The sequence below is a fragment of the Wolbachia pipientis genome, assembly GCA_023052945.1.
Classification (GTDB): domain Bacteria; phylum Pseudomonadota; class Alphaproteobacteria; order Rickettsiales; family Anaplasmataceae; genus Wolbachia.
Map to the genome: position 1 here is coordinate 1250680 of CP095495.1, position 23305 is coordinate 1273984.

Annotated in this window: 16 protein-coding genes, 3 tRNA genes and 7 pseudogenes; 9 read left to right on the top strand and 17 right to left on the bottom strand. The window is 35.6% G+C overall.

All coding sequences use genetic code 11. From position 1 onward, the window contains the following. Positions 1-2: 2 nt before the first annotated feature. The 11 genes and pseudogenes from rplC to MWH06_06205 form a co-directional block, all read right to left on the bottom strand. Complete coding sequence (gene rplC / locus MWH06_06155) at positions 3-722, bottom strand: 50S ribosomal protein L3 (GenBank protein ID UPA54840.1); 720 nt, start codon at positions 720-722, stop codon at positions 3-5. 9 nt (positions 723-731) lie between these two features. Next, a complete protein-coding gene (rpsJ, locus tag MWH06_06160) occupies positions 732-1052 on the bottom strand; it encodes a 30S ribosomal protein S10 (GenBank protein ID UPA54841.1) in 321 nt (106 codons plus the stop codon). Between the two features lie 14 nt (positions 1053-1066). After that, on the bottom strand, positions 1067-2239 hold the full coding sequence (tuf, locus tag MWH06_06165; protein UPA54842.1) for an elongation factor Tu: 1173 nt from the start codon (positions 2237-2239) through the stop codon (positions 1067-1069). Between the two features lie 78 nt (positions 2240-2317). Then, positions 2318-2388: transfer RNA gene (locus tag MWH06_06170), tRNA-Gly, on the bottom strand. 4 nt (positions 2389-2392) lie between these two features. After that, positions 2393-2474 (bottom strand) — tRNA-Tyr (locus MWH06_06175). A 114-nt stretch (positions 2475-2588) separates the two neighbouring features. Next, entirely contained in the window at positions 2589-3680 is a 1092-nt protein-coding gene (gene carA / locus MWH06_06180; protein ID UPA54843.1) for a glutamine-hydrolyzing carbamoyl-phosphate synthase small subunit, read from the bottom strand. A 561-nt stretch (positions 3681-4241) separates the two neighbouring features. Next, entirely contained in the window at positions 4242-5057 is an 816-nt protein-coding gene (locus MWH06_06185) for a transposase (protein UPA54844.1), read from the bottom strand. Between the two features lie 85 nt (positions 5058-5142). After that, a pseudogene (locus MWH06_06190) lies at positions 5143-5354 on the bottom strand (winged helix-turn-helix domain-containing protein). Positions 5355-5368: 14 nt separating this feature from the next. After that, a pseudogene (locus tag MWH06_06195) lies at positions 5369-6690 on the bottom strand (IS110 family transposase). Between the two features lie 267 nt (positions 6691-6957). Continuing rightward, a pseudogene (locus MWH06_06200) lies at positions 6958-7235 on the bottom strand (IS630 family transposase). 280 nt (positions 7236-7515) lie between these two features. Further along, positions 7516-8934, bottom strand: a complete 1419-nt coding sequence (locus tag MWH06_06205; GenBank protein ID UPA54845.1) for a HAMP domain-containing histidine kinase — start codon at positions 8932-8934, stop codon at positions 7516-7518. A gap of 65 nt (positions 8935-8999) precedes the next feature. Between MWH06_06205 and MWH06_06210 the strand changes: the two genes are divergently transcribed. Then, positions 9000-10175, top strand: a complete 1176-nt coding sequence (locus MWH06_06210; GenBank protein ID UPA54846.1) for an aspartate aminotransferase family protein — start codon at positions 9000-9002, stop codon at positions 10173-10175. A gap of 163 nt (positions 10176-10338) precedes the next feature. Here the strand turns inward: MWH06_06210 and MWH06_06215 are convergent, their stop codons facing one another. Further along, on the bottom strand, positions 10339-11667 hold the full coding sequence (locus MWH06_06215) for an IS4 family transposase (GenBank protein ID UPA54847.1): 1329 nt from the start codon (positions 11665-11667) through the stop codon (positions 10339-10341). A gap of 116 nt (positions 11668-11783) precedes the next feature. On the opposite strand from MWH06_06215, the pseudogene MWH06_06220 reads away from it, so the two are divergent. Together MWH06_06220 and MWH06_06225 are read left to right on the top strand one after the other, a co-directional pair. Beyond that, positions 11784-11918 (top strand): annotated as a pseudogene (locus tag MWH06_06220) (phage tail protein). A gap of 164 nt (positions 11919-12082) precedes the next feature. Next, the gene (locus MWH06_06225) at positions 12083-12898 is read left to right on the top strand and encodes a transposase (GenBank protein ID UPA54848.1); all 816 of its coding nucleotides are present in this window, start codon (positions 12083-12085) and stop codon (positions 12896-12898) included. A gap of 68 nt (positions 12899-12966) precedes the next feature. Here MWH06_06225 and MWH06_06230 read toward each other — a convergent pair. Then, a pseudogene (locus MWH06_06230) lies at positions 12967-13347 on the bottom strand (transposase family protein). Between the two features lie 79 nt (positions 13348-13426). On the opposite strand from MWH06_06230, the pseudogene MWH06_06235 reads away from it, so the two are divergent. Further along, positions 13427-13813, top strand: a pseudogene (locus MWH06_06235) (transposase). Here the strand turns inward: MWH06_06235 and MWH06_06240 are convergent. Next, a complete protein-coding gene (locus MWH06_06240; GenBank protein ID UPA54849.1) occupies positions 13780-14118 on the bottom strand; it encodes an IS5 family transposase in 339 nt (112 codons plus the stop codon). The pseudogene MWH06_06235 and the gene MWH06_06240 overlap by 34 nt on opposite strands. Before the next feature lie 274 nt (positions 14119-14392). On the opposite strand from MWH06_06240, the gene nuoF reads away from it, so the two are divergent. Beyond that, on the top strand, positions 14393-15646 hold the full coding sequence (nuoF, locus tag MWH06_06245) for an NADH-quinone oxidoreductase subunit NuoF (GenBank protein ID UPA54850.1): 1254 nt from the start codon (positions 14393-14395) through the stop codon (positions 15644-15646). Positions 15647-15674: 28 nt separating this feature from the next. On the opposite strand, the gene infC is transcribed toward nuoF, so the two are convergent. From infC to nuoI, 3 genes are all read right to left on the bottom strand, one after another. Further along, a complete protein-coding gene (gene infC / locus MWH06_06250) occupies positions 15675-16193 on the bottom strand; it encodes a translation initiation factor IF-3 (protein UPA54851.1) in 519 nt (172 codons plus the stop codon). A 12-nt stretch (positions 16194-16205) separates the two neighbouring features. Then, positions 16206-18107, bottom strand: a complete 1902-nt coding sequence (thrS, locus tag MWH06_06255; GenBank protein UPA54852.1) for a threonine--tRNA ligase — start codon at positions 18105-18107, stop codon at positions 16206-16208. A gap of 245 nt (positions 18108-18352) precedes the next feature. Continuing rightward, positions 18353-18835, bottom strand: coding sequence for an NADH-quinone oxidoreductase subunit NuoI (gene nuoI / locus MWH06_06260; protein UPA54853.1), 483 nt, complete (start codon positions 18833-18835; stop codon positions 18353-18355). A gap of 222 nt (positions 18836-19057) precedes the next feature. Here nuoI and mnmE point away from each other — a divergent pair. From mnmE to radC, 4 genes and pseudogenes are all read left to right on the top strand, one after another. Then, a pseudogene (gene mnmE, locus MWH06_06265) lies at positions 19058-20592 on the top strand (tRNA uridine-5-carboxymethylaminomethyl(34) synthesis GTPase MnmE). 47 nt (positions 20593-20639) lie between these two features. Next, positions 20640-20727, top strand: a tRNA-Ser gene (locus MWH06_06270). A 168-nt stretch (positions 20728-20895) separates the two neighbouring features. Beyond that, a complete protein-coding gene (locus tag MWH06_06275) occupies positions 20896-21912 on the top strand; it encodes an NAD(P)/FAD-dependent oxidoreductase (GenBank protein ID UPA54854.1) in 1017 nt (338 codons plus the stop codon). Positions 21913-22557: 645 nt separating this feature from the next. Next, on the top strand, positions 22558-23217 hold the full coding sequence (radC, locus tag MWH06_06280; GenBank protein UPA54855.1) for a DNA repair protein RadC: 660 nt from the start codon (positions 22558-22560) through the stop codon (positions 23215-23217). Positions 23218-23305: the final 88 nt, after the last annotated feature.

The window sequence follows — 23305 nt, forward strand, 5'->3', positions numbered from 1 at the left end:
AACTAACTTACCAAATTACTAGCATCATCATTTACATCTAACAGTAAACCTACCGGAAAAGGAACATCTTTATGTAAAGATTTTTTAACTGCATCTCTTACAAAAACATAGGAGTTTTTAAACCCAGGAACATTATTACCCTTCACAGCAATTATACTATTTTCATGATCAATGGATAATATCTTCATATTTTGTGCAGTTATTCTGCTGTTACCTAAATGACCAGCCATTTTCTTTCCTTTGAATACTCTACCAGGATCCTGACATTGACCAGTGGAACCTTGTGATCTGTGAGCAATAGAAACACCATGAGATGCCCTAAGCCCACTGAAGTTATACCGCTTCATCACACCAGCAAATCCCTTACCTATAGAATAACCTGTAATATCAAGATATTGACCAACCACAAAATGATTGATTCCCACTTTTTTACCACATTCTATTCCCGACAGGTCATTTAATCTACTTTCGTATAACTTACATTTATTATTTATACCCTTTTTCTTTAAATATTCCAACTGAGGTTTTGCTATATTTTTAAAATCTCCTGTGCCTAAAATGACTGAATTATAGCCACATTTATCTTGTCCTTTTATATCAACAATATGAGTTTCGCTGAGATGCAATAAAGTTACAGCCATGCGACTATTGTCAGAGTATATAGCAGTATGACCAATATTCGTCATTAATAAACCAATTCTCCGTGAATTTATTCTCTTCATTTCCTTCTCCTAAACCTTAACTTCCTTGACTTTTAAATCCACTTCTACGCCAGCAGAAAAAGATAAACCTGTAAGCATCTGCATCATAGTAGGAGTAAGATCATGTAAAACAATCAAACGCCTAGAAGTTCTCATTTCAAACTGTTCACGAGATTTTTTATCAACGTGAGGAGATCTATTAACAATAAATTTAGAATCTTTTCTTGGCAACGCAATCGGACCAGATAATTTTGCACTGGACCGCTTTAATTCATCAACAAATTTTCGAACACACTCCTCCAATAAAGAACAATCGAAAGCCTTAATGTTAATATATATATCTTGCTTCATCTTAGTTACTACACTCACTCCAAAATTTCAGAAACAACACCAGAACCAACAGTTCTACCGCCCTCTCTTACCGCAAAACGCAATCCCTTATCCATTGCTATCGGTACTTGCAATTCTACTTCTACACTCACATTATCTCCTGGCATTACCATCTCCTTCCCATCTAGCAACTTTATGCTCCCAGTTACATCCGTTGTCCTTAAATAAAACTGTGGCTGGTAATTCGCAAAAAATGGTGTATGCCTTCCTCCTTCCTCTTTCTTTAATATATAAACCTCCGCCCTAAACTTTCTATGCGGCGTTATCGTCCCCGGCTTTGCTAATACTTGCCCTCTCTCCACTTCTTCTCTTTTTGTTCCTCTGAGCAATATTCCTACATTGAGTCCTGCACTTCCCTTATCCAACAACTTCTTAAACATTTCTACACCTGTGCATATCGTCTTTTGCGTCGCTTTCAGACCTATTATCTCTATCTCTTCTCCCGTCTTTATCTCTCCCTTCTCTATCCTTCCTGTTACCACCGTTCCTCGCCCCGATATCGAAAATACATCCTCGATTGGCAATAAAAATGGTAAATCCACAGGCCTTGGTGGAACCTCCACATACTCATCTAACTTCTCCATCAATTTATCTATTGATTTCTTTCCATATTCGCTACTATCATCCTCCAGCGCTTTCAATGCAGACCCCACTACCACAGGCACTTCATCCCCTGGAAATCCGTATTTATTCAGCAATTCCCTCACTTCCATTTCCACCAAATCTATCATATCAGCATCAGCAACATCAGCTTTATTTATATACACCACGATATATCCAACACCTACCTGCTTCGCTAGCAATATATGCTCTCTCGTTTGTGGCATTGGCCCATCAACCCCCGACACTACCAATATCGCCGCATCCATCTGTGCTGCACCTACTATCATGTTCTTTACATAGTCAGCATGTCCAGGACAATCAACGTGTGCATAATGCCTTTTTTCCGTCTGATACTCAACATGCGCTGTTGCTATCGTTATCCCCCTTTTCCTTTCTTCTGGCGCCTTATCTATCTGATCGTACGCTACAAAATTTCCATAATGCTTTGTTATCGCCGCTGTTAACGTTGTCTTCCCATGATCCACATGTCCTATTGTTCCCACATTTACATGCGGCTTTCCAAATGCTTCCACTACTGCTGTCATAATTTAAACTTTTCTACCTAAAATACAAATACATCAATAAATAATATGTTGATTTTATAAAAATACAACAAAAAAAAGAGCGGATAGTGGGAATCGAACCCACGTCACTAGCTTGGAAGGCTAGAGCTCTACCATTGAGCTATACCCGCACAATGGAGGAGGTAGGATTCGAACCTACGTACGCAATGCGGACAGATTTACAGTCTGTTACCTTTAACCACTCGGTCACTCCTCCACAAAAATTTGTTAAGAGAACGCTATTTTAGTACCTTAAATCAAGCTTTTATTGTATTTAATACTAAACGCCTAAAATTAAAAAATCAAGCAATAAAACCTACCCTGATTAAAATCATGCAGATTTCATTTTATACAACACAATATTGCCAATAAAACGTCTAAACAAATAATGCGAATCATGCGTACCTGGCGCTTCTTCTGGATGATATTGCGCAGAAAAGACTGAGTAATCCTTCATCATTATTCCCTCTACACTATTATCAAATAGAGAAATGTGAGTAATTTCAACATTACTTGGAAGAGAAGCTGAATCAACAACAAAACCATGATTTTGGCTAGTGATCTCAACTTTTCCACTAACTACATCATAAACTGGATGGTTACTCCCTCGGTGACCAATATCCATCTTGATGGTCTTTGCTCCCAAAGTAATCGCAAGTAATTGATGACCCATGCATATGCCAAAGATTGGTATTTTAGATTTTATAATAATGTCTATTTCTGAAACTACACTTTCTCCTATTTCTTGCGGATTACCAGGACCATTTGAAAGCACTATACCATCTGGATTCATACTCAACACTTTTTGAGCAAAACCTGTGCTTGGTTTGATTAATTCAACTATACAACCAAGTTCTATTAAGCGCGAAACTATACTGATTTTTACGCCAAAATCAACGATTACAACCCTATATTTTGCATTAAGGTCACTTTTAAAATTACTATGCAAGCTAACTTTATTGGTTATTTCTATTCCATTTACAGATTTGTATTTCTTCAATTCATCCAACACATGCGTCTTGCTTGACGGGCATATCATTCCATTTTGAGATCCATGTTTTCTCAAATGTCTCGTCAAAGCTCTAGTATCAACTCCTGATATCCCAATCACGTTATTTCTCTCTAACCAATCATTTAAACTAATATATGAAGAAGGGTGCGACTCAGGCGAAAGCTCCCGTACAACCATGCCACTTGCAAAAACTTTCTCTCCTTCATTATCTTTATGGTTTATTCCAATGTTACCAATATGAGGAAAAGTAAATGTTATAATTTGATCGGCAAAAGAAGGATCAGTTATAGTATGCTGATAACCAGTCATACCAGTGGTAAAACAGACCTCACCTATGCACTTGCCTTTTTTACCTACTGATTTTCCCCAAAAGCACTTGCCATCTTGTAAAACTAAAACCGCACTCTGCACTTAACTCTCTCTTAACTCATTTAAAGTATTATATAAGAATTTCAAATAATACGTAACTCTTTCTAAAACTCCAAATTTAACTATGAAGCAGCAAAAAATAACATGAAAAACTTTTAATACAATCTTTCATATAAATATATAGTTGACTACCTTCATATTTCTGGTAAGGGTGATTCTATTGAGATTTATGATGAAGTAAAAAATTAGCTGAGAGAAGAACTTAATAATGTATATGAAGAATGGAAAAGTAGTGAATTTAATCCAAACTTCAGATTCAAATTAGATGATGGTTATGAAGTAGAAACAACGCTACTGCACATTGCCATTCAATGCAGGAAAAGTGCTGCATGTGCACCACTAGTCCAATGCTTGTTAAATCAGGGAGCTGATCCCAACGTACAAGATAGTCCTTATAGTAGTTTTACCTTAACCTGTGTCCTAATGCCTTTTTTAAACCACCCGTGTCCAATCTTTGAATGTGTGCCAAACCGCGATTCATCAGACCTGCTGCGAATCAAGCGATAAAAAAAAGGAAAGGAGGGTGACTAAAATCAAGGTTAACTAAAAGGCGTGCTTAAGATTTACAATACCAGCAATAATATTGAACCTCAGGTTATATTTTTTCTGAAAATTGCGATAAACATTCGACATAATCTTAAATATCTTTATCTCTCGGATCTTGTTTTCTACTCTCATTCTAAATGATGCTAATCTTCTATTATGCTCTGGAGTTAATGGCTTTTTACGATACTTTTTATATGGAATTATAACATTGCTTTGCAATTTTTGCCAACCTTGATATCCAGAATCGGCATGTTTTATGCTATCAAGTGGTAAATATTTTTCTTGTTTCCTTATGCGGAAATCACTAATTCTACCACGGTATGACTTTGACACTGATAAAATTCTTCCTCCTTCTTCGATAATAATCTCAGTTTTCATAGTGTTGGTTCTTTTTTTTCCTGAATATGATTTCTTCCGTTTTTTACTATCTTCTGGTCTCTGTATTTGCTGTTCTGTAACATCAGCCAAAATCTTCAGTATTTTTTCTGGCGTCATACTTCTATCTTTTGTTATAGTCACTTTTTTGGCGAGTAATGGCTCTATTCTCTTAAGTAACCTACATACATTTGCGTTGTGTACATTGAATAGGCATCCTAAAAATCTATGTGTTATGTAAGTGCGATAGTACAAAATTACGCAAAACAACTTATCTTCCAGAGTTGGTAGTTTTGATCTTCTACCATGACACTTTTTCTGTTTTTCCCATCCAGACCTCACTTTTTCCACTACTTTTTCGAACTCCTCTATAGTTAAACCTGTTATATTACGAAAGTTTCTTGGGTGTTTTTTCATATTATAGTAACTAAAGCTCATTTTTTTTCCTTACTTGATCTGCTTATTCTTCTTCTACCTCTCTCACATCATTTTTTCAATCACCTTTTTCAGCAGGTCTATCGAAGAAAAACAGCTCTTTTTCAGGATACACGACAATAGTTTCATTAAGATTTTTTTTAAACTCCTCTTGTTTACTTTTATCTTGTCCGTTATGCACTGGTCTTGGTGTGATATATGAGAATTTCATTCTTTGCATATTACGGTGTACTGTAGACTTGCTAAACCAAACTTTTCCTGAATTCTTATTCTCGTTTCTTTAATGGTAATGTTGGGATTTTCTCCTAAGAAACTCACTCAACTAACTCTTCTTGTTGAACTAATATGTAGCCAAATTCGCTCGCTTTTTTGATCAAATTTTTTACAGTTCTATCTTTATAGCGTGTTTCATAGTATTCCATTCCTTTTTCTACATATTCCTGTCCGTATTTGAGCATACTATAAAATATGCATGCCATTTTTCTTGCAGTAGCTGTTATTGCTTTTGGTGCTCCTAGTCGTTTTTTCAATCTTCTGTAGTATGCACCCAACGCACTTTTACTATTTCCTACAGAATGAGCAGCTATTCGCAAAGCATTTGCAGCACGGTTAATGACTTTACGTGTTCTTGTGTTAAACACTTTTTCCCCTGTAACTTTATTAGCAGGACTGAGTCCCAACCACGATGAAAAGTGCTTTTCTGTTGGCCATTTACTATGGTTTATACCAACTTCTGAAATTATGGTTTGTATACTTAATACATCAAATCCAGGAATTTTAGTGAAATCCATACCAGTTATTCGGTGCAGTTCCTCATACAAAGCAAAGCTTGGCTTACTTTTGCTATTTTTATTCTTTTGCTTACTTAGCTGTTTGCTTTCACAAGACTTTGTTTCAAACGTTTTATAATAGGCTTCAATATTTCTATCACATTCTGCTATTTTTTCTTGATAAATATTATATAGTTCAAATTCTTGCTTTAGCGTGAATAAGTGTTCCTCTCTATAGTCACCAGCTAACGCTTTTGCAATAGTAGACTGATCATTTTTCATTCGCACGTCCCTGAATTCTGCCAATTTTTCAGAATCTCTTTCGCCTTCAATTATAGTTTCAATGATTTTCATACCAGTTATCCCAGTAATATGACTAATAACCTTGTGTAATTGTATATTCATTTGAATTAATGCCTTCTGCATACGCAGAATATGTGTAGATGCACTTTCAGTGAGATTTTTGCGTTGCCGCACGTAACTGCGCAATACACACATCTGATTATCTGGCCTAAACGATCCATGAAGCAGTCCGTAGCTATGCAGTTGTTGGAGCCATTGGCAATCTTGAACGTCAGACTTCCTACCAGGTACATTCTTTACATGCCGTGCATTTTACCTCGAATTTGTATGACTCAAGTATTTGAAATAAAGGAATCCAATATACTCCTGTTGATTCCATAGCTACTGTTGTAACTTTACACTTTTTCAACCACTGTGCTAAGTTATGAAGGTCTTCAGTAAAGCAGCCAAATTTCTGAACGCGTTCTTCCTTCAGGTACACACACATAGTGTACAGCTGAACCAATGTCTATTCCTGCTGCATTAGGATTCACTATTTCTAATTTACTTTTTGCTTTTTTCATGGTAACCCCTACATATAATTTGTAATAGGGAAACGCTTCAGCTTGGAACGGTTGATAGTACAATCTCCTAACCGAGGTAGTCTAAATGACTCCATCAATGATTTGACCGTTCCTTCCAAAACCATGCTTGCATACGGGCACTTAGGCACCATTGAAAATGTCGGTCATAACTGCAAAGGCGCTCCCTGTACAACTATACTTGAAAACTACTAAAAACTTAAATTTGTGTGTTTCTTTCTGATTTGACAGATTTCGTCTGTTCGATGCTTGCATCCATGCTTCAACTTGTTCAAGTTGGCTTTGGTTCAATATAGTTTTTCTACGGCGTTGAGGTGGAGCAAATAATTTCTCTTCTCTGCCAAATTTTAGGTCATGCAGTAAGTGCCTTTCTTGAAATGCAACATATTTTTGCTACTGCTGTTATACTATGCTTTTTTGCTGCAATTACAGCATTTAGTTTTTTTGCAACACATGCATTATTTCTTACTTTCTTCAGTATTTCTTTTGCTCACTTTTTCATCCAATAATTTTGATCTTAATGCTATTTAAACCTCGCTATTTTACTTACTCCAGTATGGCTTTTTTTCCATTATTGTCTATCCGTTACTTGTATAGCGGGAATTGGTATAACTAATTTACTTATCAACATATCCACTAACTGTAATCTGTATACCGCTACACAGTTAGAAGTATTTTTTGATTTTACAATACAGCTTGAGATTCAATTTTTATAATTTTCTTGTTGACTAGCCAGAAAGTATCTACCTTCTCGGCTTGCTGCTTTTGATAAAGTGTGGTTTTCAAGACCATATCAAATAGATCCTATTAAAAATCAATCGAATCTTCACATGTTTGTTCTTCATAAAAGAAGTTCAATGTTATCGTAGTACCAAGTTTTGCTTCACTTTTAATGTCGAAAGTTCCACCCATTAACTCTACTAATTTCTTGCTTAGCGGTAATCCGATGCCCGTACCTTCATTTCTATATCCCGAATCTGCTTGGCCAAAAACAGACATAACTTTATATATATCCTGCTGCATTATTCCTATTCCATTGTCATGAAACTCAATAGTTAATAAGTTTTTTTCTATATTTTCTTTTATCACCATTCTTATTAAACCATCTTTGGGAGTAAACTTGATTGAGTTTGATAATAAATTTATTATAACTTGTTTCATTCTCTTAGGATCTGCAATGACTAATAATTGTTTATTAGTCATCTCTTTTTTTAAATTAATCCCTGCTTCTTTTAATTTAGGTAATAGCATATTTACGCATGAATCTATTATTTTGTTCAGGTTAAACTTCACTTTTTCTACTGTTAAACTACTTGATTCAGCTTTTGAAAAATCTAACACATCATTAATTAAGGTAAGTAAGTGTGTTCCTGCATTATATATATCGTCTGCATACTCCTTGTATTGAGAGTTATCCATTGAACCTAAAGTTTCATTTTTGATCAACTCCGCAAATCCAATAATAGCATTAAGAGGTGTGCGTAATTCATGTGTAACGCTTGCAAAAAATTTTAACTTATTTGCATTTTCTTGCTCTAATGCCTCTTTTATCTGCTGTAATTCAATGTTAGTTTTATGTTGCTTGGCTAGCATTTGGGTATTAGAAAAGTGCAAATAGAACATTATTAATATTAAAATTATTAATAATAAGCCAAAAAATGTTAAAGATAGGCCATATGCTATAACATAAGAATTATTGTAGTTTCGAAGAATCTTCAAAAAAAACGACGGTTTAACGCTATTTTCATGGAATATAGGAAAAATAGAAGTTAATGTATTTCCTGTAGTATCAAATATTTCTTGGTTACTTAATAGTTCATCAATTTCATCGTTTGTAAGTAACTGTTCATAATCATAATCTTGAGTGTTAAAATTACTGAATATTATTCTGCCGTTTTGATCATACAGTATTAAGCTGAAATCCTTTACTTTGCTCACTGATTGTAATAATTCAGCACGCAGTTTTACCAGTTGGTTTATGTAATCAAAACTTTTGTATTTAATGTGATGCTTTTCTATTAGTAAATAATGGTATTTTTTTATTATGCCATTTTCCAGTATACTTTTTAAGTTTACACTTGAATCACGGTAAGAAGAAAGGAAATTACTCCTTAGTAAATAATTACAATATATCACACTGAATAAAATCATAAAGATCGATGAGAGTAATGCAATAACTTTTGTGTATTTGTTTTTCCCCAGTGCAGAAAACATTAGCTTATACATATCCTTCTTATTGTGAAACAACGGTTTTTATGTTATTAATAATAAAATTTAGCATATAACATTTTATGACAATTTCTCCTATTTTGCCAGTTTATTCTCCTGTTAACATAAATTTTTCTTATGGTAAAGGTATTTACTTGTATGATATTGACGGTAAGCGCTACGTAGATTTTCACTCTGGAATAGCCGTTAGTAGCTTAGGTCACACCAATTCGCGATTAATTAGTGCTCTAAAATTGCAAGGAGAAGAATTATGGCATATATCAAATACCTATAATATACCTGCTGCCAATAATTTTGCAGAAAAATTAATAAACAACAGTTTCGCTGACACTGTATTTTTCTCAAATTCTGGATCAGAGGCAGTAGAATGTGGGCTTAAGGTTGCTAGGGTCTATCAAAACGGAAAAGGCAATAAAAACCGTCACAGAATTTTAACATTCCATGGTGCATTTCATGGAAGAACCTTCCTAACTTGTGCTGCAAACGATAAACAGAAATTTTCTGAATTACTGAGTCCCTGTATTGATTGGTGTGATAATATCGAGCCCAATATTGAGAGTGTAAAGAAAGCAATTTCAAGTGGTATAGGTGTTATATTAATAGAACCGATACAAGGGCAAGGTGGTATCAAAGTAATGAATGAAGTCTTTATGAAAGAACTAAGAAAGCTGTGTGATGAAAATGACATATTGCTATTTTTTGATTGCGTACAATGCGGTGCTGGTAGGACAGGAAAATTATTCGCATACGAACATATAGGAGTGGAACCTGATATATGTGCTCTTGCAAAGGGAATAGGAGGAGGCCTCCCGCTAGGGGCTTGTCTTGCAACTGAAAGGGCTGCTAAATACATGGCGGTCGGTATGCACGGTTCCACTTTTGGTGGCAATCCGCTTGCAACTTCAATAGGCAATGTTGTGCTTGAAGAATTGCTAAGTCCTGGCTTTTTGAAAAATGTTGAAATTAGAGGTAAGTATTTAAAACATAAATTAGAAGACCTGGCAAGTAAGTTTTCAATGATAGAAGAAGTAAGAGGAAAGGGGTTAATGCTTGGAATAAAAGTGAAAGCAGACAATCAAAAGTTTGCAGCAGAGTTAAGTCACCGCGGCTTGCTGACTGTTGGGGTAACATCAGATAACGTTGTGAGAATTTTACCTCCACTCATTATCACTGAAAATGAGATTGATGAAGGAGTTGAGATTCTTAGACAATACTTATCTGAGAAATCTTCTGATTAAGCGCTACGTATCAAGCAGGTGCAAGACACATAAGGAGATTTCGCTTCATGAGGTATTGGCTGTATCAGGACTGAAGATAGGTCAGTAGCAATGAAATTAACATCATTAGCCACCTCATTCATGCATTTAACTTCAGACTGTTTGCTTATCCATACGCGTCAAGTTAAGAAGTTGTAAGCAAGTTTAGGGAAGTTAAAGTAGATAACCTGGTCTTCCTATACCTGTCCTTTATAGAAAATTGTGACCAGTCTGTGGTAAGTTTTTTCAGAAAAATTCTCAGGTTATTAATTTTACTATTTAACGCTAAAAACAACTCCCTAATCCTTCTTTTTAGTTCAATGAAGGCCTTTGTTAAACTCAGCTCTGTATTCTCTTTCAGCTTTGTACAGCCAAATATTCCATGAAATATAAGAATTGCACACAATTTAGCATATAGCCCACATAATACTCTGTATGACTTTCCTTTAAGTTCATCAAGCCTGATGTGACTCTTATACAATTTAAATAATAATTCAATCTGCCACCTTACTCTGTAAATTGTTAAGACCTGCTCAGCGCTAATTTTACTTTCTGGAACATTAGTTATGAATATCGACCAATCCAGCAATTTTTGATTCTTTTGAGAAGATGTGTATCCATGTGACTTTGCTAACTTATTAGCCCTTCTTCTTCTGATTATAGACTGTTCTTCAGTTAATTTTTGACATATAATTCTGGCTTTAATTTTTACTTCTTTCCCTAATAGCACTTCCCTTTCTAGAAAGGATTGACCTTCTAAACATTCCAATAACTCTATTTTTTGATTTGTTTCGATGTCATATGTGTTTGTATCAGATTTATAACGGCTAACAAAATAAGCTCCAGCTTCATCAATTTGTTTAAAAGAAGCTGGCACGAAGTAGCCCAGGTCTGATATTAACAGATCATTAGTTGATATATTGCTTAAATGGCTTCTATAGCCCTGATCTGACCTTATTCCTTCCGTAAGATTAAGTTGATCCAGCGTCTGGTTTAAGTAGTCAAAAAGTATCTGTAATTTTATTCTAGACTTAGCATTGCTTTCATAATCACTATAGCTAGTGCCGTATCCTTTGTACATATTTTCCATATTATTAGGCAAGCTAATGTAGCTACTGTCCAATAATTTGACGCTTTTGAATTGCTTTAAAATTTTACAATCAATTTGTAAGCTATTCCTAAATATTAATAAGGATTCATTATACATTCTTCTCATAAATTCTACTGCTTCTTCAGCAAATCTCCAATCTAAACCCTGTTTTGTTATTTTTATTGAGTCTTCGTTGAGTAACTGACACATCGTTTCTATGCTGCAATTATCAACTCCTATATTACCAAAAACTATTGCTTTTATAAACGACGATCCTCTAAGCTTTCTTTTCCTTTTTATAAAACCTACCTCATCTGATATTTCATCTGCCTTTTCATTGAAGAATTCTTTGAGTTTTTTTGACAAGCACGCTATTCTGTCCATTGTAAGTTCTCTCTATTAAGCTATCCAAGAGAACTTATACCCTATTTTTCCTTCTCTCTGCTAATTTTCCTCTCACTTTTCCTTAACTTGACGCGTATGGTTTATTTAACACTCCCTATGCGACACCAGAGTTAAATACACCGGCAAATATTGCAAACGGCAAAGTGTATTTTGACTTTGAGTTTACACCACCATATCTGGCTGAACAGATTACTTTCCGTTCGCATCTCGTGAATAGCGAAATATTGTAAATTTTACAAAGGGGAAAAGATGCTACCAAAGATTTTAAAGAATTTCAATGTATTCGTAGATGGTAGAGGTTATGCAGGAAAAATAAGACCTGCTGAAAAAGGTGATTGAAAAAATGATGTGAGAGAGGTAGAAGAAGAATAAGCAGATCAAGTAAGGAAAAAAAATGAGCTTTAGTTACTATAATATGAAAAAATACCCAAGAAACTTTCGTAATATAACAGGTTTAACTATAGAGGAGTTCGAAAAAGTAGTGGAAAAAGTGAGGTCTGGATGGGAAAAACAGAAAAAGTGTCATGGTAGAAGATCAAAACTACCAACTCTGGAAGATAAGTTGTTTTGCGTAATTTTGTACTATCGCACTTACATAACACATAGATTTTTAGGATGCCTATTCAATGTACACAACGCAAATGTATGTAGGTTACTTAAGAGAATAGAGCCATTACTCGCCAAAAAAGTGACTATAACAAAAGATAGAAGTATGACGCCAGAAAAAATACTGAAGATTTTGGCTGATGTTACAGAACAGCAAATACAGAGACCAGAAGATAGTAAAAAACGGAAGAAATCATATTCAGGAAAAAAAAGAACCAACACTATGAAAACTGAGATTATTATCGAAGAAGGAGGAAGAATTTTATCAGTGTCAAAGTCATACCGTGGTAGAATTAGTGATTTCCGCATAAGGAAACAAGAAAAATATTTACCACTTGATAGCATAAAACATGCCGATTCTGGATATCAAGGTTGGCAAAAATTGCAAAGCAATGTTATAATTCCATATAAAAAGTATCGTAAAAAGCCATTAACTCCAGAGCATAATAGAAGATTAGCATCATTTAGAATGAGAGTAGAAAACAAGATCCGAGAGATAAAGATATTTAAGATTATGTCGAATGTTTATCGCAATTTTCAGAAAAAATATAACCTGAGGTTCAATATTATTGCTGGTATTGTAAATCTTAAGCACGCCTTTTAGTTAACCTTGATTTTAGTCACCCTCCTTTCCTTTTTTTTATCGCTTGATTCGCAGCAGGTCTTATCTTCTGGTCTCTGTATTTGCTGTTCTGTAACATCAGCCAAAATCTTCAGTATTTTTTCTGGCGTCATACTTCTATCTTTTGTTATAGTCACTTTTTTGGCGAGTAATGGCTCTATTCTCTTAAGTAACCTACATACATTTGCGTTGTGTACATTGAATAGGCATCCTAAAAATCTATGTGTTATGTAAGTGCGATAGTACAAAATTACGCAAAACAACTTATCTTCCAGAGTTGGTAGTTTTGATCTTCTACCATGATACTTTTTCTGTTTTTCCTATCCAGACCTCACTTTTTCCACTACTTTTTCGAACTCCTCTATAGTTAAACCTGTTATATTACGAAAGTTTCTTGGGTGTTTTTTCATATTATAGTAACTAAAGCTCATTTTTTTTCCTTACTTGATCTGCTTATTCTTCTTCTACCTCTCTCACATCATTTTTCCAATCACCTTTTTCAGCAGGTCTAGTGTTGTAAATCCTTATTGCATAAAATCTTATGCAAGGAGTAAGCTTGTACGACAAAAGAATGATCAAACTGATGCAGAAATTATTGCAGATTATTGCCAAAGGCAGGAACCAACTCGCTGGGCACCACCTTCTCCCGAAAAGAAAAAATTAAAACATCTTTATCGTTGTTTGGCTGCGTTAAAAGATGAATTGGCATTAGTAAATAACCATTTAGAAAAAAAAGAGAGACTGCCTAAAGAAGTTGCAAATGCTTGGGAAGACCTTGCAATAAATATATCTCAAAAAATAGAAAAAATAAAAAACTCCATACGTGAACTATTAAAGCAACACAAAGAGTTGTTAGAAAATTTTCAACTTCTACTGACTATTCCAGGGATAGGAGAGAGTTGATGTGCCCTGATTATTGTTGAGTCTATCATCAGCCACTCTGTGTCTTCATTAACAGCTAACGTGTTGAAAATCATCTGCCAAACACCAGATTTTGCCCATCTTATAAAGCGTTTATGCACACTTGACCATTTTCCATATTCTGTAGGCAATGCTCTCCATGGTGCTCCAGTTCTACCTATCCACATTACTGCTGCTATGAACTTCCTATTATCTTTTGCGCTTCTACCACTATCCCCTTCTTTTCCTGGCAAGCTGTCTTTTATCCTCTCCCATTGCTCATTTTTTAAGTCGTATAACATTCTCTTTCCCTTTTTCAAAGGGGCTATTATAACTCTAACTATGTTGAATGTCTACACTACCTAGTAACAACAAAAAATCTTTTATTGACTCAATTCTATTTTATTCTACAAATTTGCTTTAATTTTTCTTGTAAGTTCTCAACTGGGTGTGTATCCTTACGTGAGTAAAGATTAATAAAATGCATTCTATATCGCTAATTTTGTCAAATTGACAAGCAAGCGTGAGAGGAGTTCTTTTTTAGTGTTACTCCTTCACTCACAAATTTTGAAAAACATGCTAAAAGAACAAGACAAAATATTCACCAACCTAAATGGTAAAGAAACTCCACTACTTAAGGGTGCAAAAAAACGTGGTAGCTGGCAAAAAACAAAGGAGTTACTAGATTTAGGATCAGAAAAGATCATTGATGAAGTAAAGAAATCTGGTTTGAGAGGTCGAGGGGGTGCAGGATTTTCCACCGGACTTAAGTGGAGCTTTATGCCCAAAAATCTCCCAAAAGCATATTTAGTAGTCAATGCAGATGAGTCAGAACCTGGTACATGTAAAGATAGAGATATATTGCGATATGAGCCACATAAGTTACTTGAGGGAATTCTCCTAGCCGGCAAAGCGATCAGCGCATCAGTTGCGTATATTTATATCAGGGGTGAATTTTATAATGAATATTTAGTTCTAAAAAAAGCACTTGAGGAAGCCTATAAAGAAAACTTAATTGGAAAAAATGCCTGCAAATCAGGTTATGATCTTGATGTGTTTATCCATAGGGGTGCAGGAGCTTACATATGTGGGGAAGAAACAGCTCAACTCGAATCAATTGAAGGAAAAAAGGGCTTTCCTCGCATGAAACCTCCATTTCCCGCAGGTGTTGGACTTTTTGGCTGTCCAACCACAATAAACAACGTTGAAACTATAGCCATGGTTCCAGATATTCTAAATCGCGGAGGAGAATGGTTTGCATCTCTTGGTAAACCAAATAATACTGGTACTAAGATTTTTTGTATTTCAGGACATGTAAACAACCCGTGTAATGTTGAAGAAGAGCTCGGAATTCCACTACGTGAATTGATTGAAAAATACGCAGGTGGAGTGCGAGGGGGTTGGGATAATTTACTTGCTGTAATACCTGGTGGGTCTTCAGTGCCATTAATTCCAAAATCTATATGTGATACTATTGAAATGGATTTTGATTCATTAAGAACCGCACAATCAGGGCTTGGTACTGCTGCTGTAATAGTGATGGATAAATCAACTGATATAATAGCTGCAATAGAGAGGTTATCACACTTTTATATGCATGAGTCCTGTGGACAATGCACACCATGCCGTGAAGGTACTGGATGGATGTGGAGGATTATGAAGAGGATGGTGGCAGGAGATATTAAGCCTGATGAAATAGATAAACTGCTTGATCTTACGACTCAAATAGAAGGACATACAATTTGCGCGCTTGGCGATGCTGCAGCTTGGCCAATTCAAGGATTAATAAGACATTTTCGCCATGTTATCAGAGAAAGAGCGATAATTTAACTCTACTTATACTTCTTAAGCCGTTTTGCTACTTAGCAACCAGAGCTAAAAAATATTGATTCCCTTCTCTTTTAGGTGCCAATTCTACCTTTGCAATATCTTCAGTGTCTCTAATTAGCCGTTCTAATTTTTCCAGTCCAACATCAGTATTTATAAGCTCTCTCCCTCTAAATCTCATTGTGACTTTAATTTTATGTCCATGCACAAGAAAATCCCTTGTTTGACGCAATTTTGTTTCGTAGTCGTGGTCACCAATATTAGGACCCAGTTTAATTTCTTTTATAGTTAATGTTTTTTGTTTCTTTTTTGCTTCACTTGCTTTCTTTTTTATATCATACTTTTGTTTGCTATAATCCAGAATTTTACATACTGGAGGGGTTGAATCAGGTACAATTTCCACCAAGTCTAAACCAACACTCTGTGCAAATTCCAAAGCTCGTTCTACTGGCACGATTCCGACCATTTCACCACTATGATCAACTAAGCGTACCTCCTTAGCTGTGATGAATCCATTAATTCTGTTTTTATTGTTCTTTTTAACTTGCAAACTTTAACTCCCTTAATTCAAATTAATACTTTTTAACAGCGATTCAGTAGCCTTTTCCAAAGAAAAAGACTCCTGTCTTTCCGATCCTAAATTTCTTACTGACACAGTTTTACTTGTAACTTCATTTTTGCCTACAATCCACAATATAGGAACCTTGTTTGAACTATGCAAACGTATCTTATAACTAATTTTTTCATTGGTCAAATCAGTCTTGACTCTCACACCTTGTTCTTTTAAAATATTGCTAATTTCTGTGGCGTAATCGTCAGCTTCATTTGTAATGGTCAGAATAGCAAGTTGCGTTGGAGCAAGCCAAACTGGAAATTTTCCTGCATAATTTTCTATCAAAATTCCGATAAAACGCTCAAAAGTCCCAAGAATTGCCCTATGTAACATGACAGGGTGATGCTTGTGCCCATCTGCCCCTATATAAAAAGCTCCCAGACGTTCTGGTAAAATGAAATCAACTTGTAATGTTCCACATTGCCAATTTCTGCCTATTGCGTCTTTCAAAACGAACTCTAACTTTGGACCATAAAATGCACCTTCACCAGGGTTAAGTTTATAACTCAAGCCCACTTCTTTAACGGCTTCAAGCAGCGCTTTTTCAGCTCTATCCCACACTTCATCATTACCTGCTCTAATATCTGGACGGTCTGAAAATTTCACAAAAATTTCATTGAATCCAAGCTCTGAATATACTTCTTTTAAAAGGTCACAAAACTTTATAGTCTCAGAATTCACTTGTTCTTCCATACAAAAAATGTGTGCATCGTCTTGCGTAAAACCACGCACTCGCATCAGTCCGTGCAATGAGCCTGAGCTTTCATTTCTATGGCATGTGCCAAACTCTGCCATACGTATTGGTAGATCGCGATAGCTTCTGGTGTGAGAATTAAAAATCTGCACATGACAAGGGCAATTCATAGGTTTTATTGCTAGCTTTTTGCTTTCAGATTCATCAACAATAAACATATTTTCACGAAATTTATCCCAATGTCCCGACTTTTCCCACAGTTCCTTGCTTACTAAAATAGGGGTTTTTACCTCAAAATAGCCATTATTTATTAGCTTCTTTCTGATGTAAGACTCAAGAACATTATATAAAATATATCCTTGTTCATGCCAAAAAACCTGCCCGACAGCTTCCTCTTGGATGTGAAATAAATCCATATCCTTGGCAATTTTGCGGTGATCACGTTTCTCTGCTTCTTTGAGACACTCAAGATAAGCGTTTAATTCATCCTTATTTCTCCATGCTGTGCCATATATTCGCTGCAACATTGGGCCCTTTGCATCACCTCGCCAGTATGCACCCGCTACTTTCATAAGTTTAAACGCTTTAACTCTGCCGGTTGATGGTGAGTGCGGACCACGGCATAGGTCTACAAAATCGCCTTGTCTATAAACAGTTAGGTTTTTACCCTCTGGTATGGATGAGATAATATCAACCTTATATTTTTCGCCTACATCACTAAAGAAATCAATTGCCTGTTTGCGAGTCCAAACCTCTCGAACAAATCTGTGGTTACTTTTTACAATCTCTTTCATTTTCTTTTCTATTGCGGTAAGATCGTCCGTAGTAAAGGCACGACTTGTAGCAAAGTCATAGTAAAAACCGTCCTGAATTGTTGGGCCGATAGTAATCTGAGTATTAGGAAATAGCTCTTTCACTGCCTGCGCCATTATGTGAGCAGCATCATGCCTTATTATATCTAAACCCGCTTCGTCACTCAGTTGTATCACCTCTATCTCTGTATCAGATTCAATTTCACGTGAGAGATCATACAACTCACCGTTTATTTTCAATGCAACTGCTTCTTTCAAAGCATACGGTTGTAATATATCAAAGCCAGTGACTTTATCGTCATATTCCTCTATTCTTTTTTCAATCGGAAAAGAGACTTTAATCATTTGTCATACCTCCTGTATAATCAGTAAAGCCAATACCTGGTGTTCATTCCAGTGCTTGACACTGGGATCTAAGTATAAAAATATTCGCAAGTTATGCAATGGACAACAGATTCTAGGAACATATGTTAAAATAATGTCCATGATGAAAATAAGATAGATCCCAGTGTCAAGCACTGGGATGACACCACCCCTAGTGGGCACTGCCCCTAAATCATAATGGATAACAGGGTTATAAGCTCTGAACATTAATAATAAGGTCTATTCTTTTTTAACCTGAGTGCAATTGCGTCTTCCCAAATTTCACCATTACGCAATAACTTTTCTTTATTGTACATTAACTCCTCTCTTGTTTCAGTAGCAAATTCAAAGTTAGGACCCTCCACAATTGCATCAACTGGACATGCCTCTTGGCAAAGTCCGCAGTATATGCATTTTGTCATATCAATATCATAGCGCGTGGTGCGACGACTACCGTCTTCTCTTTCCTCTGCTTCAATAACTATTGCTTGAGCAGGGCAGATAACTTCGCATAATTTACAAGCTATGCATCGTTCTTCACCGTTTGGATACCTACGCAACGCATGCTCACCACGAAACCTTGGACTTAAAAGGCCCTTCTCCATAGGATACTTCAAAGTAACCTTTGGCTTAAACATATATTTTAATGTAATAACAAACCCTTTAATTAACTCTACAAAAGACCAATACCAAGCTAATTTCTTGAGCATAAAATATTTAAAACTTATGTTGATAATTATAAATTATATTATCAGTTTTCAAAATAAATATTTTCACCTGAGTGACTTTTACAGCTTTTCTATATAATACATTCACTAGTATGATAGTACTGCATTAATATAAACTAGCAAGATAGATAAAAATTTCGAATATTTTCAAATTAGGTATTTTGGTTTCTTAAGTGTAATATTGCTAAGCAGTTTATATAAATAATGACAAGCACAAATGAAACTATTTTCGCTTTATCGACCGTATTGGGTAAGTCAGGAGTTGCAGTAATCAGAATTTCAGGCAACTACGCGTTTAAAGCTTTAAATCATTTTCATATTAAGAAAGAAATTAAACCAAGATTTGCTACTTTAGTTGATCTATATGATGATTCCAATCAATTGATAGATAATGGAATAATCATCTATTTCCCTGCTCCAAACAGTTTCACTGGCGAGGACGTTATAGAGTTACAAGTGCATGGAAGCAAGGCAGTCATAAAAATCATCTTGGAGGAATTATCAAAAATTTTTGTTATGGCCAGCCTGGAGAATTCTCACTTAGGGCTTTTCTAAATGGTAAATTTGACTTAACGCAAATAGAAGGGATTGCAGACTTAATTGATGCTGAGACGAAAATGCAAGCTAAACAAGCGATTAAGCAGATATCTGGAGAATTGGAGAGACTATACAGCAATTGGAGGCAAAGATTAATAACGATACAATCCAAAATCGAAGCATATATAGACTTTCCAGAGGACATTTTGGCAGAAAAAAGTGAATTGGAAAAAATTAATAATGAAGTGCAATCTCTCGTGCAGTTGATACAAGAGCATTTAAATGATAATAGACGGGGCGAAAGGTTGCGTGAGGGTTTACATATTGTAATAACTGGTGAACCAAATGTCGGTAAATCAACTCTGTTTAATTTCTTAGCCAAGCGTGATATTGCTATTGTTTCTGAATATGCAGGCACAACAAGAGACGTGCTTGAAGCTCATATTGACATTGGCGGATACCCAATCATTCTCTCTGATACTGCTGGAATTCGTGAGAGTTCAGACCCGATAGAATCAGAAGGCATAAGTCGAGCAAAAAAGAGGTCTTTTGAAGCTGATCTAAGAATAGAACTATTTCCTTTTGAACAACGACACGATGTCAATTATCAAGCCACAGGCAATATACCATCTGTCGTACCAGTGCTTGACACACAACTATGCAAATATTGTAATCAACAAACGGTGTCATCCCAGTGCGTGACACTGGGATCCAGATATAAAAATACTTGCAAATTATGCAATAGACAATGGATTCTAGAAACATGTGCTGAAAACAATGTTCATAGCTGGATTCCAGTGTCAGCTACTTGCATGACATCAGACCAAAATGACACCATTTATGTTCTGAGCAAAGCTGACGATGTTATCAATGATCACAATATAAAAGTTAATGGCATAGATTTTCTACCTATTTCTATTTTAAAGGGAATAGGTACAAACAAGTTGATCTCTCTCATAAAAAAGAAGGCAGAGGAAAAATTTGGGCGTGATAGAGACACTCCTGTGATTACTCGGCAAAGACATAGGAGTCACATGCAGAAAGCACTGGAACATTTACAACGTTTTAATATCGATAATCCAATTGAGTTGATATCTGAAGATTTGAGGCTTGCTGCATTTGAACTTGGTGCGGTGATTGGAATTATTAATGTTGAGGAAATATTGGACAGTATATTTAGCAACTTTTGCGTGGGCAAGTAAAGCTTTTATAGATTGCTTAAAATCAAATGTTGTGATAGAAAAGAAACGGACGGATGGCCGAGCGGTTTAAGGCACCAGTCTTGAAAACTGACGTACGTGATGAGCGTACCATGGGTTCGAATCCCATTCCGTCCGCACAGCATCCCGCGATGTTAGCTGATTTTTAGAGCTTATTTGGACTATGTGGTTCATAACGCTGGAAATCTTATCTAATCTAGCCACATCTTTTAAAAATACATCCCTTTGTAAATTGACCTTATTAGCGAAGAAAGCTAATATCTATAAATAGATTACCATCTGAATATGAAAACCGATATAGTAATAATAGGTGCAGGGCCTATTGGAATATTCACTGCTTTTCAAGCGGGAATGCTTGATATGAGATGTCATATAATAGATGTTTTGGATCAAGCAGGAGGACAATGCACAGCTCTTTACCCAGAAAAGCCAATATATGATATACCTGGTTATCCTGTAATTACTGCCCAAAAATTAATTGAGCAATTAATGGAGCAAGCTTCACCATTTGAGCCTGTTTACCATTTAAGTCAAAAAGTGGAAAAGATTTCGAATAACTGTGATCAAAGCTTTACTATCATAACTAACACAGGTACAGAGGTAAAATGTAAGGCTGTTATTGTTGCTGCAGGTAACGGAATGTTTGAACCTAACCGTCCACCCTTAAGTGGTATATTAGAATACGAAAATAAATCTGTATTTTACAGTGTAAATAAAATTTCTGATTTTCAGGACAAAACTATAGTCATTGCAGGGGGGGGTGATTCTGCAGCTGATTGGACTGTAGAACTTTCTAAAGTTGCAAAGAAAATTTATGTGATACATAGAAGAAAGGAATTTCGCTGCACTCCTGAAACTAGAAATAAATTAGAATCACTTGAAAATAATGGAAAGATAGAACTGGTAGTGCCATATCAATTACACGAACTAGCAGGAGGTAATGGGCAGTTGAGCGCAGTGATAGTAAAAAACATTGCCTCTAAGGAAGAAAAAGAAATATCCGCTGATTTTTTGCTGCCATTTTTTGGATTGTCAATGAATCTTGGGCCAATAAACAGTTGGGGTATAGAGTTAGAACATGGCCGCATAATTGTCGACCCAGCTACACTTAGAACCAGTAGAGATAGAATATATGCAATCGGAGATATAGCTACTTATCCAGGCAAACTCAAGTTGATACTAAGTGGTTTTGCCGAGAGTGCCATGGCTTGTTATGACATATACAAAGTAATCCACAACTCTCCAGTCAATTTTCAATATTCAACTTCAAAGGGAATTCACGGGAAAGAAAAACTTGCTTGACAAACTCCACCAGCCCCCTTATCATGAAAGTGAAGCTATTTCATTTAACTTCGCAATCTCTGCAGCAGATTAAAATGACAAGAAAACTTGTATTTGGCGTACTATTGTTTAATTTTTTGCACTATGTGCACCGTATGTCTTTATAAAATTTCTAGGTTTTTACCTACATAAGCTGAAACGCGCTTATAGAGCGTTCAAGACATCACCCAACGTCAAATTTTAAAATAGAGAGTGTAATAACTAGCTACCACGGGTTTTCTATGCCTTTTTTTTCTGCCTAGTAAATTTCTTAAATATTAAAGCTAAGGTTAGTTGCATTTAAAAGCAGCTAAATTGCAGCGTTTAAGACTTAAAAAACGCCAATACTGAAAATAGACAATGACTAGGGCTTCTTTTGCCTTTTTTTTCGTTTGATAAATTTCTTAATGTTTATAGCTAAACGACAACCGTCATCCCGCTACGTGTTAGCGGGATCTATGTTAAGAGATACCGCGGCGGTATGACGGTTAAGTAGGGTGTCATCCCAGTGCCCAAGCAACAAGGACAACATTGCAAATTTAGAGTTCAAAAGGGTTATTCCTCGAGAACTACTGCGTCAGAAAGCTGGCGTTGAATTTGTATATAATGTTGATCTTGGAGGTTTTTATGAATAATAGTGAGAGAAAAGAGAAATTAGAAACTCGTATTCTATCAAGCAGAGGTAGATCTTTGCTTGACTATGAGCTACTGGAACGTAATCTATCTGCATACACAGAAGGAAGAGAAGTTGCCAAAAAGCTAATGGAGCTCTTTAGTAGTTTAGGGAGAGTAATTAATGCTGATTTTCATGAGCTAAAAAATGTTACAGGAATGAACGATGGAGCAATAGCAAGTATCTTTTGCCTGAAAGAGATTTTTGATAGGATATTGAAAGGTAAGTTAAAAAAGCTGTCGATTCTTGATAATAGAGAAGAGCTACTAAAATACTTTAAAGCAGCAATAGGGCAGTCAAGAAAGGAAAGCTTACGAGTGATATACTTAGATAGAAGTGGTCATTTAATATATGAGTATATTCAAGACTGTGGAACTATAGACAGAGTACCTCTGTATGTGAGGGAAATAATAAAACAGGGATTACTGATTGATGCAGCATCTATTGCAATTTCACATAATCATCCAAGCGGAGATATAGAGCCATCAAAGGAGGATGAAGATAACACACTTACATTAGCTGCAACCTGTGAAAATGTAGGAATGAAATTGATAGATCATATAATCGTAACACAAAAGAGCCACTTTAGTTTTTATGACAGTGGTTTATTGTAATCTGTAAACCAGAAGGAAAGTTCTCTAACTTTCCTTCTTTTTTTCTACTTCATAAATTAAAAAATTTAATGTAAGCTTGAACAGCTAG